Source organism: Actinomadura soli, assembly GCF_005889715.1.
Classification (GTDB): domain Bacteria; phylum Actinomycetota; class Actinomycetes; order Streptosporangiales; family Streptosporangiaceae; genus Spirillospora; species Spirillospora soli.
In genome coordinates this window covers 1-12,094 of the sequence record NZ_VCKW01000249.1, presented here as the reverse complement: position 1 = coordinate 12,094, position 12,094 = coordinate 1, and the positions used below count along the sequence as shown (strand labels likewise).

15 protein-coding genes and 3 tRNA genes are annotated in these 12,094 nt (G+C 71.4%); 12 read left to right on the top strand and 6 right to left on the bottom strand.

Features of this window, described 5'->3' with window-relative positions; translation table 11 throughout:
- Positions 1–225 precede the first annotated feature (225 nt).
- The 4 genes from ETD83_RS43020 to ETD83_RS33255 all read left to right on the top strand — a co-directional run bounded on the left by ETD83_RS43020 (position 226) and on the right by ETD83_RS33255 (position 2,924).
- Positions 226–381: a hypothetical protein gene (locus ETD83_RS43020; protein ID WP_171064578.1), complete on the top strand. Its 156-nt coding sequence runs from the start codon at positions 226–228 to the stop codon at positions 379–381.
- Positions 382–478: 97 nt separating this feature from the next.
- Positions 479–694 carry a hypothetical protein gene (locus ETD83_RS43015; protein ID WP_171064577.1) on the top strand — a complete coding sequence of 72 codons (216 nt, stop codon included), beginning with the start codon at positions 479–481 and terminating at the stop codon, positions 692–694.
- Between the two features lie 178 nt (positions 695–872).
- Complete coding sequence (locus tag ETD83_RS33260; RefSeq protein WP_138649172.1) at positions 873–1,709, top strand: transposase family protein; 837 nt, start codon at positions 873–875, stop codon at positions 1,707–1,709.
- Between the two features lie 399 nt (positions 1,710–2,108).
- A complete protein-coding gene (locus ETD83_RS33255) occupies positions 2,109–2,924 on the top strand; it encodes a tyrosine-type recombinase/integrase (protein ID WP_171064576.1) in 816 nt (271 codons plus the stop codon).
- 360 nt (positions 2,925–3,284) lie between these two features.
- On the opposite strand, the gene ETD83_RS33250 is transcribed toward ETD83_RS33255, so the two are convergent.
- The 5 genes from ETD83_RS33250 to ETD83_RS33230 all read right to left on the bottom strand — a co-directional run bounded on the left by ETD83_RS33250 (position 3,285) and on the right by ETD83_RS33230 (position 5,497).
- A tRNA-Val gene (locus tag ETD83_RS33250) sits at positions 3,285–3,359 on the bottom strand.
- A gap of 5 nt (positions 3,360–3,364) precedes the next feature.
- A tRNA-Cys gene (locus ETD83_RS33245) sits at positions 3,365–3,435 on the bottom strand.
- A 28-nt stretch (positions 3,436–3,463) separates the two neighbouring features.
- Positions 3,464–3,536, bottom strand: a tRNA-Gly gene (locus ETD83_RS33240).
- 36 nt (positions 3,537–3,572) lie between these two features.
- Entirely contained in the window at positions 3,573–4,529 is a 957-nt protein-coding gene (locus ETD83_RS33235; RefSeq protein WP_138649170.1) for a CHAP domain-containing protein, read from the bottom strand.
- 155 nt (positions 4,530–4,684) lie between these two features.
- Positions 4,685–5,497: a universal stress protein gene (locus ETD83_RS33230; RefSeq protein WP_138649169.1), complete on the bottom strand. Its 813-nt coding sequence runs from the start codon at positions 5,495–5,497 to the stop codon at positions 4,685–4,687.
- Between the two features lie 109 nt (positions 5,498–5,606).
- Here ETD83_RS33230 and ETD83_RS33225 point away from each other — a divergent pair, with 109 nt between their 5' ends.
- The 8 genes from ETD83_RS33225 (at position 5,607) to ETD83_RS33190 (ending at position 11,632) form a co-directional block, all read left to right on the top strand.
- Complete coding sequence (locus ETD83_RS33225) at positions 5,607–6,188, top strand: YceI family protein (RefSeq protein WP_138649168.1); 582 nt, start codon at positions 5,607–5,609, stop codon at positions 6,186–6,188.
- A gap of 77 nt (positions 6,189–6,265) precedes the next feature.
- Positions 6,266–7,345 carry an LLM class flavin-dependent oxidoreductase gene (locus ETD83_RS33220; protein WP_138649167.1) on the top strand — a complete coding sequence of 360 codons (1,080 nt, stop codon included), beginning with the start codon at positions 6,266–6,268 and terminating at the stop codon, positions 7,343–7,345.
- Positions 7,342–7,935, top strand: a complete 594-nt coding sequence (locus tag ETD83_RS33215; protein ID WP_138649166.1) for an FMN reductase — start codon at positions 7,342–7,344, stop codon at positions 7,933–7,935. The genes ETD83_RS33220 and ETD83_RS33215 overlap by 4 nt, the downstream gene beginning before the upstream one ends.
- Before the next feature lie 48 nt (positions 7,936–7,983).
- Complete coding sequence (locus ETD83_RS33210) at positions 7,984–8,340, top strand: ArsR/SmtB family transcription factor (protein ID WP_138649165.1); 357 nt, start codon at positions 7,984–7,986, stop codon at positions 8,338–8,340.
- Positions 8,337–8,969 carry an SRPBCC family protein gene (locus ETD83_RS33205; RefSeq protein ID WP_138649164.1) on the top strand — a complete coding sequence of 211 codons (633 nt, stop codon included), beginning with the start codon at positions 8,337–8,339 and terminating at the stop codon, positions 8,967–8,969. The genes ETD83_RS33210 and ETD83_RS33205 overlap by 4 nt, the downstream gene beginning before the upstream one ends.
- Positions 8,970–8,979: 10 nt before the next feature.
- A complete protein-coding gene (locus ETD83_RS33200) occupies positions 8,980–9,666 on the top strand; it encodes a hypothetical protein (RefSeq protein ID WP_138649163.1) in 687 nt (228 codons plus the stop codon).
- 36 nt (positions 9,667–9,702) lie between these two features.
- A complete protein-coding gene (locus tag ETD83_RS33195) occupies positions 9,703–10,854 on the top strand; it encodes a hypothetical protein (protein WP_138649162.1) in 1,152 nt (383 codons plus the stop codon).
- A 178-nt stretch (positions 10,855–11,032) separates the two neighbouring features.
- The gene (locus tag ETD83_RS33190; RefSeq protein ID WP_138649161.1) at positions 11,033–11,632 is read left to right on the top strand and encodes a YbhB/YbcL family Raf kinase inhibitor-like protein; all 600 of its coding nucleotides are present in this window, start codon (positions 11,033–11,035) and stop codon (positions 11,630–11,632) included.
- A 34-nt stretch (positions 11,633–11,666) separates the two neighbouring features.
- Here the strand turns inward: ETD83_RS33190 and ETD83_RS43010 are convergent.
- Positions 11,667–12,094 (bottom strand): hypothetical protein (locus ETD83_RS43010; protein ID WP_205718018.1); only part of this gene is annotated, 428 nt, incomplete at its 5' end.

Here is a 12,094-nt window from a genome sequence, read left to right as displayed (position 1 = left end):
GTGTGGTGGCGGTGGTTATCAAGGCGCTGGGCGGGCGGCTGGTGCCGGTCTTATCCTTGTTCGTGGGGGTGGTGGGCCGTCCGTAATCGCTTGCTGGGGCACGCATGCACGGCTTAGCGGTGGGCCCGCTGATGGCCTGATGAGTGGCTGTTTGCCAGGCATCGGTGATCTTGGATCGTTAGGGTCGGAGAAGGTAGATCTCCGAGGGAATGTGGGGTTAGGCCGGTGGATCCGTTGCTGGACCGGATCGCCGAACGGCGCGGGGTGCTGGCCGAGCAGGCGCAGCGGCTGACCAAGGAACTGGCGCAGGTGCAGGCCGAGCTGGAGCGGATCGCCACGGCCGGGCAGGTGGTCACCCCAGTTGCTGGCCGAACCCGATGAGGGCTTGGGCGGTGCCCAGGCCGAGGAGGTGCAGGGCCAAGAGCAGGGTCGGCGGTCGCCGGCTCTGGTGGTACCGCACCGCGGCGAGGTTGCCGGGGTGGCCGAGCTGCCCGCCGAGTATCAGCGGCTGATGCAGATCGTGGCCGAGGAAGGAGCGGCCGGGCAGGGTGCGGTGTGCAAGCGGGTGACGGTCAAGCTGGGGCTGACGGCCGAGCCGCGTCACACCGAGGGCGTGCGGGTGAAGCTCAAGCGGCTGGTCGCGCGGGGCTGGCTGACCGAGTCGGCTCCGGGCCGGTTCACCGTGTGCCCGTGACTCGGTGCCCGTGACCCGGTGCCCGTGACCCGGTGCCCGTGACCCGGTGCCCGTGACCCGGTGCCCGTGACCCGGTGCCCGTGACCCGGTGCCCGTGACCCGGTGCCCGTGACCCCGGTGGGCCGCCGACGGCGTGTCGCTGTCGATCTTGAGGCGCCCTCGGCGGTAGTCGAGTTGTGTGACCAAGATCGACGAGCCCGCCGAGGGCGCACGGCAGGCTGTCTACCAGTGCCGCCTGCCACTGTCCAGCACGACGATCACCTTCGTCGCCGAGGTGCTGCGCGGCCACCTGCGCACGATCGGATCCCGGTGGCGCAAGCTGCCACCCGGCCGGATCGCGATGATCGTGCTGGCGGTGCTGCGGCACGACCAGCGGCTGGCCGACATGGCCGGTGGTAACGGCGTGTCGGCCTCGACGATCCGCCGCTGGGTGCTGGAGGTCATCGCCCTGCTGGCCGCCCGCGCGCCGCGGCTGGAGCGCGCGCTGAACAAGATCTCGGCCGCCGGTGGGGACGTGGTGCTGCTGGATGGGACGCTGGTGCGCACCCGGCGCCGCGCCGGCCCCGCCGACCGACGCAACTACTCGGGCAAACACAAGGTCCACGGGCTGCTGTTCCTCGCGCTCACCGACGAGCGCGGCAACCTGCTAGGGATCTCGGCCGCCAGACCGGGACGCTCCAACGAGATCACCACAGCCCGCCATAACCACCTGTGCGCCCGGCTGCGCGAGGCCGGGCTCGGCGCCCTGGCCGATCTGGGCTTCGTCGGCCTGGACGACCAGCCCGATGACGCCCCGGTCATCGTCACCGGCATCAAGGCCACCCGGGGCAAGAAGCTGACCGCCGCCCAGAAGAGGGCCAACGCCTTGCTCAGCTGTGAACGCGCCCGCGCTGAGCACGGCTTCGCCGACCTGAAGAACTGGCGCATCCTGACCAAGGAGCGCATGGACGCCCGCCACGCCACCCGGCTGCTGCGCGCACTGCTCGTGCTCACCACCACCGAGATCACCCGGTAACCATCTCGCCCCCGCACCCGGCAGACCCCACCGGAAGACCTGCCTGGCGCATGCCCGAGCAAGCAGTTGCGGACGCCCACCCCCCAGGCGAAACCGGGATAAGACCGGCACCGCCCGGCACCGCCCGGCACCGCCCGGCACCGCACGGCACCGCACGGCCCGACAACAGCCGCCGCCCATCCCCAGCCGACGGTGTTCATCCAGCTCACCGCACCCACAGCCAGGATGTCGAACACACCGTGGCCCGAGCGTGTCCGGACACTACGTCAACCCGAACACCCCCGACCGCTAGCACCCGCAAGCACCCCACCGGCAAACGATCCCCACTCGCCAACACAACGCTCAACCAGCCAACCCACACCAAACCCGCCCCAGACCACCCCTGCCACCTGCCAATTCATGTTGGAACGAGCCCAGTGGGCGCAGGAGTTGGCGGCGCGGTATGCGCCCAGCACCGTCAGCGGGATCGTCACCCTGCTGTCGATCGTCCTCACCGAAGCCGTCAACGAACGAATGATCGCCCACAACCCTATCCAGGGACTCAGACTCGGCCAGTTGGGCGCTGGCCACCATGACGGTTCGGGCACGGACCGTCCGATACCGACGGCCGGGCAGGTTCGGCAGATCGGTGCGCGGGTCCGGCGGCTGGGCGGCCGGGACATGGAGATCATGGTGATCACGGCCGCGTGGACCGGGATGCGCTGGGGTGAGTTGGCCGGGCTCGCCCGCGGCAACTGCCGCACCGGCGACGGGTACCTGGTGATCGACCCCGACGTCGGGTCCCTGCATGAGGTCGGCGCCCGGCTGTGGCTCGGGCCGCCCAAGAGCCGGGCCGCCGCCCGACGGATCGATCTGCCGACCTTCCTCGCTGAACTGCTGGAGGAAGTGATGGCCGGTCACGATCAGGACCAGGTCTTTGTGGCTTCCCGGGGTGGATGGCTGCGCCGGTCCCACTTCTGCCGCCGTGTCTGGCGTCCGGCCTGCGACGGCGGCCTGGCCCCGGGCAGCACGGAGCCGCCGATCCTGACCGGCGCGGTCTTTCACGGGCTGCGGCACCACCACAAGACCGTGCTGGATGAACTGGACGTGCCCGAAGTCATCAAGCACGAGCGGATGGGCCACAAGATGAAGGGCATCCAGGGCGTCTACAGCCACGTCATCGACGCCATGCGCAGGCGCCTGGTCACCCGGCTGCAACGCCGCTGGCGTGGCTGACACCTCACATGCTGGACAGCCCGATGCCGCCGTTTGGGTGGCATCGGGCTGTCCCGCGCGTTCGGTGCGGGGCGGAGCCCGGGTACGCCGCGGCTCGCAGCACACCCTGGGCCGGCTCGCCCTGCCATCAGGGGACGGTTGTGTAGAGGCGGGCGCTGCTGGCTGGGCGCTGCTCCAGTGGGTGGCAGCGGGCTGGAGGCCCCCCGGGAGCAGCGTGCTCCCGGGTGGCCGCTACCCAGGGTCGGGTAGTCCAGACGGGGGGCGGGAGCAGCGTGCTCCCGATATGCTCCCGATTTCGGGCCCAACTGCGTCAAAACAAAAGAGCCCAGGTCAGCACTCGCGGTGTGACCTGGGTCTTCGTGGTGGGCGATACTGGGATTGAACCAGTGGCCTCTACCGTGTCAAGGTAGCGCTCTCCCACTGAGCTAATCGCCCTTGCGAGGTGGAGACGGGATTTGAACCCGTGTACACGGCTTTGCAGGCCGTTGCCTCGCCTCTCGGCCACTCCACCAGAGCGAGGCCAATCCGGGGCCTCTCAGAGCGGACGACGGGATTCGAACCCGCGACCCTCACCTTGGCAAGGTGATGCTCTACCAGCTGAGCCACGTCCGCAAGCGGGCCGGTGGGGCGGCCCGCACACGCACAACTCTAGCGGAATCCCGGCGTGCTTGCGTACTGGGACTCGGAGAGTTCGGCGTGCAGAGAGTTCCAGAACGCGAGTTCGCCGTCCTCTTCGAGATGGGCGATGCGGCCCCAGAATTCGCGGTCCTCCGCCTCGTGGGCGGCGGCGAGGGAGAGGGCCGGCATGACGGCGGTGCCGGCGTCGGCGGAGTCGAGGTCGGCCGGGGTGATGTCGGCGGGCAGGGCGACCGGGACGGACGGACGGTGGTGCTTGCCGCGCTTGCGGACGCGGATCGGCGCCGCGCTGGGGGCCTTGGCGGCGGCGGCGCGTCCGGCGGTGAGGGCGAGGGTGCCGCAGAGGACGAAGGCGAGGATGCCGCCGAGGACGACCTCCTGGGCGGGGAGGTTCTGCGGGGAGGTGTGCTCCCGCTCGAAGGTGTTCGTCGAGGTGGCGGGGGAGCCGACCTTGTCGACGGTGGGAGCCGGAGCGGCGTGCTTGGGGGTGTACTTGGCCGCGACCTTGATCTTGGCGGGGTAGCCGAACCCGACGACGTGGTCCATGTCGCGGGTCTTGCGCATGAGCTTGTAGCCGTCGGCGTTGCCCTCGATGGTGTGGAGGGTGCGTCCGTCGACCTTCTCGACGATGCCGACGTGGTCGATCTGGTCGAGGTCGCCGGAGCCGCTCCAGTCGTAGAAGACGATGGCGCCCGGTTCGGGCTCGTGGCCCCAGGCGTCGTTCTTCTTGAACCATTTGGCGTGGTCGGTGGTGGCGGCGAACTGCCCGGTCTGCTCGGTGACGTCGGCCTTGTCGGCGGCCCAGGCGAGGAACATGTCGCACCAGGGGGCGGTGGAGAAGTACTCGTCGTGGTCGCCGTCGACGTTCTTGCGGTACCACTCGCCGAACTTGGTGTAGCCGTCGCCCTTCTCGGTGTAGCCGAGTTCCTGCTTGGCGATGTCGAGCAGCTTCTTGCCGATCGGGTCCATGTCGCTCCCTGCCGCCTCGCTCGTTCGGGCAGGGTGACGCCCGACCGGGGTCGGAACGTGCCGCGTTCCAAGGTCACGTTCCGGTCTCGACGGAATGTAGCGAAGGTAAAGCGGGGGCGGCAACCTGTTCCGTGGAACCGGTCAGAAGGGACCAGTCAGAAGTAGCCACGCGGGAGGACGGTGACCGGGCAGGGAGCGGCGCGCAGGACCTTGAGGGCCACCTCGCCCACGAAGACGCGGTGCGCGGCGGCGTCCTCGCTGGACGCGCAGACGAGGATCTCGCCGTCCTCCCAGCCGACGTCGTCCAGGGCGTCGGCGACGTCGTCGCCCTCGGCGAGCTCGGCGGACACGTCCTCGGGCGGCAGTTCGGCGGAGTCGACGGCGAGGCGGATGGCGAGGGCCAGGTCGTCGCGGAGCCGTTCGGCCCCGCCGTCCCCGACGTCGCCGACGGCCAGGGTGACCAGGCGGAGCGGGACCTCCAGGCGCTCGGCCGCCTGCGCGGCGCGGATGACCGCGTCGTCGCACTGGGGCCGCCGGACGTACATGACCGTGAGGCGGGCGAGCTCGTCCGGCGGGGCGTGGCCGGACGGCGCGAGCATGACGGCCTCGGTGGCCGAGTGCAGCAGGTGGTCGGCGGCGGCGCCGACGCCGATGCGGCCGCGGGCGCCGCCCTCGGGGGAGCCGACGACGATCAGGTCCGCGCCGATCCGGCTGGCGAGCACGGTGAGGCCGCGGCCGACGCTGCGCCCCTCCTGGACGTGCAGGTCGGCGGGCTGGTCGTCCAGCAGGTCCGCCGCCTGGTCCAGCAGCGTGCGGGCCTCGCCGGCGGCCGCGGGCAGGCCCGGCGGGTGGACGGTCGCCACGCTCAGCCGCCCGCCGGTCAGCGCGACCATGGCGCACGCCAGGTCGACGGCCTCCCTGCCCCCGGCGTCGTTGACGTATCCGGCGAGGACATGGTCCCCGATCATGCGACCCGAGCTCCGATCATGTGATCAAGCATTCCCCGCAGGGCGCCGGTCAGACCAGGGGCAATTTGAGATAGTTTTTCCTGGTTGTCAATCTTTGGGGGGATATGACATGGGGGCCGAGGCGTCCGACCTCGAACCGGGCCGCTGGACCATCGACCCGGTCCACTCCGAGATCACCTTCACGATCCGGCACCTGATGACCACGGTGCGCGGCACGTTTCCCGACTTCGGCGGCGAGGTGGTGATCGGCGGCGATCCGCTCGACTCCAGCGCCCGCGCCGAGATCCGGATGGCCTCGATCGACACCCGCAGCGCGGAGCGCGACGAGCACATCCGCTCGTCCGACTTCCTGGAGGTGAAGAAGCACCCGGTCATGACGTTCACCGCGACCGGTGTGGCGCCCGCGGCGATCGGCCGCCGGGGCCGCACGCCCCGCTACCACCTGGACGGCGACCTGACGATCAAGGACGTGACCCGTCCGGTCCGGCTGCTGACCGAGTTCCACGGCGTCGGGCCCGACCCGTGGGGCTGCACCCGCGCGGGCTTCACCGCGACCGGAACCCTCAGCCGGCGCGGCTTCGGCATCGAGTTCAACATCCCCTTCCAGGGCGACAAGGTCATGCTCGGCGACGAGATCGCCATCGCGCTGGAGATCCAGGCCGTCCTGGCCTCGGAGGACGCCCGCATCTAGCGGCGGATCCAGGAATACGGGCCCGGGCCGGGTGGTTCCGGTAGAATAATTGAACGTTCTACTATTGGGAGGCCGGCATGCAGTTCGGGATCTTCACTGTCGGCGACGTCACCCGGGACCCCACGACCGGGAGCGTCCCGTCCGAGGCCGAGCGGATCAAGGCCATGGTCGCGATCGCGGACAGGGCCGAAGAGGTGGGCCTGGACGTCTTCGCGACCGGCGAGCACCACAACCCGCCGTTCGTGCCGTCCTCCCCGACGACGATGCTCGGCTACATCGCGGCCCGCACCGAGCGGCTGATCCTGTCCACCGCGACCACGCTGATCACCACCAACGACCCGGTGAAGATCGCGGAGGACTTCGCGATGCTCCAGCACCTGGCCGGCGGCAGGGTGGACCTGATGATGGGACGCGGCAACACCGCCCCCGTCTACCCGTGGTTCGGCAAGGACATCCGCGACGGCATCGACCTCGCCATCGAGAACTACCACCTCCTGCACCGCCTCTGGCGCGAGGACGTCGTCGACTGGGAGGGCCGGTTCCGCACGCCGCTGCAGTCGTTCACCTCGACCCCGCGCCCGCTGGACGACGTCCCGCCGTTCGTGTGGCACGGCTCGATCCGCAGCCCGGAGATCGCCGAGCAGGCCGCCTACTACGGCGACGGCTTCTTCGCCAACCACATCTTCTGGCCGAAGGAGCACTTCCAGCGGCTGATCGGCCTCTACCGGCGGCGCTACGAGCACTACGGGCACGGGTCGGCCGACCAGGCGATCGTCGGGCTCGGCGGGCAGGTGTTCATGCGGAAGAACTCCCAGGACGCCGTCGGCGAGTTCCGGCCCTACTTCGACAACGCCCCGGTGTACGGGCACGGCCCGTCGCTGGAGGAGTTCACCGCCGAGACGCCGCTGACGGTGGGCAGCCCGCAGCAGGTCATCGACAAGACCCTGACGTTCCGCGACAGCTTCGGCGACTACCAGCGGCAGCTGTTCCTGATGGACCACGCGGGGCTGCCGCTGAAGACCGTCCTGGAGCAGATCGACATGCTGGGGGAGGAGGTCGTCCCGGTGCTGCGCAAGGAGTTCGAGGCGCTGCGTCCGGCGCACGTCCCCGCGACCGCTCCGACCCATGCCTCCCGCATCACCGAGGAGGTCCGATGAGCACGCTCGCCGTCGTCTCCGCCGGGCTCGGGCAGCCGTCGGCAACGCGGCTCCTGGCCGACCGGCTCGCCGCGGCGACGTCCGCGGCCCTCGGCGGGGACGCCGCCGTCGAGAAGATCGAGCTGCGCGACCACGCGCACGCGATGGTCGACGCGACCCTGACCGGCTTCCCGTCCGGGACGTTCCGCGCCGCCGTCGAGACGGTGGCGAACGCCGACGGCCTCATCGCCGTCACGCCGATATACAGCGCGTCCTACAGCGGGCTGTTCAAGTCGTTCTTCGACGTTCTGGAGCGCGACGTCCTGGACGGGAAGCCCGTGCTGCTCGGCGCGACCGGCGGCACCGAGCGCCACTCCCTGGCCATCGACTTCGCGATGCGCCCGCTGTTCGCCTACCTGCGGGCCGCCGTCGTCCCGACCGCGGTGTACGCGGCGTCGGAGGACTGGGGCGGCGGCGCCGGCCGCCTCGCCGACCGCGTCACCCGCGCGGCCGGTGAGCTGGCCGCGCTGATGGACGCCCGTCCCGCGCCCGCGAAGGCCGACCCGTACGACGACCCCGTGCCGTTCGAGGACCTCCTCGCCGGCGGGTAATCGTCTTTAAGGCTTGGCTTATATAAGTGAAGACTGTAGCTTGTGGGCGTGCACGCGTTCGATGTGCTGGGTGACCCGGTGCGGCGCCGGATCCTGGAGCTGCTCGCCGGCGGCGAGCGGTCGTCCGGGGAGGTGTCGGCGGTCATCCGGGAGGAGTTCGGGATCTCGCAGCCCGCGGTGTCGCAGCATCTGAAGGTGCTGCGGGACAACGGGTTCGCGGTGGTGCGGGCGGAGGGGACGCGGCGGCTCTACGCCGTCGACGCCGGTCCGCTGCGGGAGATCGACGCCTGGCTCGACCGGTTCCGCCGGTACTGGACGCCGCATCTGGACGCCCTGGCGACGGAGATCGCGCGCGGCAAGCGCGCCCGCCGCCTGGATCAAAGCGACTCAGGGAGCGAGCCATGATCGATGTGACGGGCCAGATCAACGCCGTGCGGCGGCGGGTCGGCGAACGGGTGATGGAGGCCGGGACCGCGCGGACCGTGACGATCGGCCGGACCTACGACACGGGCGTCGAGGACCTGTGGGAGGCGGTGACCACCGCCGACCGCATCTCCCGCTGGTTCCTGCCCGTCTCCGGCGATCTGCGGCCCGGCGGCCGCTTCGAGCTGGAGGGCAACGCCAGCGGGACGATCGAGCGCTGCGACCCGCCCAAGAGCTACTTCGCGACCTGGGAGTACGCCGGCCAGGTCAGCTGGATCGAGGTGCGGCTGACGCCCGAGGACGGCGGCCGGTCCCGCCTGGAGCTGGAGCACATCGCGCACGTCGGCGACCACTGGGAGCAGTTCGGGCCCGGCGCGGTCGGCATCGGCTGGGACCAGGGGCTCCTCGGCCTCACGCTGCACCTGGCGTCCGGCGCGGACGTCCACGGCGACATGGGCCCGGAGTGGGCCATGACGGACGAGGGCAAGGAGTTCACGCGGGCGAGCGGCGAGGGCTGGTTCAGCGCCCACGTCGAATCGGGAGCCGACGAGGCGTCCGCCCGGACCGCCGCCGACAACACCATCGCCGCCTACACCGGGACCATGGAATGATCTCCGGTTTGTGACGCTCCTCCAGGGCTTGGACGATGTCGACTGGACCGCGCTCCAGCACGCGTACGGCCCGGCGGGCGACGTCCCCGGCCTGCTGCGCGGCATCGCCGAGGGCCCCGATCCCGGCGATGACCTGGACGACCTCGACGTCAAGATCTTCCATCAGGGCGGGTTCGTCTGCTCGGCCGCCACGAAGGCCGTGCTGCCATGGGCGTTCTGGAAGGTGACCGGCGACCTGGGGCCGCTGATCGCCGCGGTGGAGGGCTGCCTGGAGGACGGCGACGCAGCCGCCGTGCTCGACCACCTCGCGGATCTCGGGCCGCTCGCGGCCGTCCACGCCGCGCGGCTGCGGGCGCTCCTCGACGTCCGGGACGACTGGACGAGGGTCATGGCCGCCCACGCCTACCAGCGGATCACGGGCGATACCGGCGCGGCGGCGGCCACGCTGTCGCGGGAGGTCCACGAGCTGGCCCTCGGCCGGTACCTGCCGGTGCGGTGGGCGGCGATGCGGTACCTCGCGGAGCTGGGGCCGGGGACGCCGGGCGTGCAGGGTGCGGCGCGGTCCCTCCTCGACTCCGACCGGCGCCACCACTGGGACTCCGGCTGGCGCGCCTTCACCGAGGACCGCGAGCTGCGCGGCCTCGCGTCCCGCCTCCTCGCCGACCCGGAGGATCCCGCCACCAATCATGCTGAATAGCCACACGGCGGGCATCCGGCGCGGCATGATCATCCGATGGCTGACGAACGGGATGAGCCGCAGGACCGCGAACCCCCGTCCTGGCGGCTACGACGATGGGCGGCGCCGATCGCCCTGGCCGCGTCGGTCGCGGTCTCCATCGGCGCGGTGCAACTGCTGGCGGACGGCGGCGGTTCGTCCGGCCCGGGCCTCGGCGGCCGGGAGCCGCGCTTCGTCCTCAGCGTGGGGGGCATCCGGACGTCCCCCCGGCAGGACGGCGAGCCGACGCCATGGATCAGGGTGGAGGCGTTCCGGCGGGACGGACGGTACCGGCCGGTGGACTCGGTCCGCCCGCCGTCGCCGTCCGCCGGCGAGGCGCGGGAGATCCTCGGAGGTCCCGATGGGACGTTCGTGGTCGCGTCCACCCGCGACGAGCCGTGCGAATCGCGGCTCTACCGCTTCACGCTCACCGGCGGCGGCCGCGCGACCGGGATCGCGCCGCTGACCGGGGACGTCGTCCCGGCCCGCGTCGGCGGGCTGGCGATGAGCCCGGACGGCGCCAAACTCGCCTACACGACCGCTCCCTGCGCGGACGGCCGGGAACCGGCCGGGTCGGCCCCGCGGCCGGGCGCCTCCGTGACAGTCCTCGACCTCGGCTCCGGGCACCGCCGCACGTGGAGCACGCCCGGCCCCGCGCTCGTCGGCCAGATCGTCTGGGCCGAGGACGACCGGACGCTCGGCTACGTCCTCAGCGACATCCGGCAGGACGCCACGCCCGGGATCGACGTCGGGAGCGGCGGGCCGGGGGAGCCGGCGCGCGACATCGGGAACGCCGCCGTCCACGCCCTCGACACCGAGGCGCGGGGCGCCGACCTCCGCGCGGGCCGTGTCCTGTTCCGGCAGCCGGACGCCGCCGCGGTCGTCACCAGCGCCGTGATGGAGCCGGACGCCCGCGGCGGCTACGGCGTCATGCAGAAGGGCGACCCGGCGACCACGCTGTTCTTCGGCTTCGAGGAAGGCGAGCCGATGCGCGTCACCCACACGATCGCCCCCAAGGCGGGCGTCGCGCAGTCGGTGGCCCTGGTCGCTTCGCATGATCCGCCCCGGTACGCCTGCCTGACCGGCGTCGACCCGTTCGGGCGCGCGGTCGGCGGGGACCTCTCCGATCTCGCCGACATCGCGCTGTGCGGAACCGCGTGGGCCTACTGACGGACGCCGTACCGGCCCGGCGCGAGCCGCGCCGAGTCTGGCAGGGAGGGACAAGGACGGGTTCGCATCCGGCACTGCCTGCAATGGCGGACGCCGGACGCGTTCCCTACGCTGCGGCCAGAACCACCTGGGTGAAGGGCGGGGGAGTCAGCTTTCGCAAACCCTCTAGGAGCCCTCCGTGACCATCAAGCGAGTCGTGTTGTCCGCCCTGCTCGTCGTCTGCGCCGGCGGCTCCACCGCCGCCGCCTCAGTGCCGTCGTCCTCATCGCCCGACGCCGGGCCGGGCGGCGCCGCCTTCGCCATCACGAGCACCGCCTTCACCTCGGGCGGGCGGATCCCGATCGTCCACGAATGCACCAGCAGCGGCGACAACGACCCCCGCAAGAAGAACGAGTCCCCGCCGCTGGCGTGGACGGGCGGCCCGGCCGAGACCCAGAGCTACGCCATCATCATGCGGGACGTCGACAACCGGAACCTGCTGCACTGGATCATCTACGACATTCCGGCGACGGTGGCAGGGCTGCCGCAGAACGTCGAGCACGTCTACCAGCCTCCGGTCCCGGCCGGGTCCCGGCAGATCTACTACCGCGGAAGCGCGAGCCTTTTCGGGTACCAGGGCCCGTGCTCGCCCTCGTCGGTGAACACCTACACGTTCACGGTCTACGCCCTCAACCGGGCGACGCTGACGGAGCTCAACGAGAACTCCACGATCCAGACCGCCGCCAACAGCATCACCAGGGCGTCGCTGGGCTCGGCCGTGATCTCCGGAGAGTCGTAAACACTCCGGAGGACTCCGAAGCGCTGGACGGGCGTCAGACGCGCCAGGAGCGGACGAGCTCGTCCAGCGCCGCCTGGTCGTAGGCGATGCCCTGCGACCTCAGCTCCTGCGCGACCAGCTCGCCGTCGCCGTGGTGCTTGGCCAGCAGCCGGTACACCGCGTACGGGAACCAGTGGTTGTCGCTGATCCGCTGGATGCCGGCCTCGTCGCAGACGTGGCCCTGGGCCCTGACCTCGGCGAGGGTCGCGGCGACGTCGCCGTGCCGGCGTTCGAGGACCTCGATGACGAGCGCCCGCAGGGCCTCCGGGTCGGCCACCGGGGCGGGAGCGGCCGGAACGGCGGGCTCCTCGGCGGTGGCGCCGTAGCCGCTGCGGCCGTTGAGGCTTCCGCGCGCCGCGGCGCTGACGACGGCCAGTTCGGGCGCGGGGTCCGGGACGGGCGCGGCGGGAGGGGGAGCGGGCG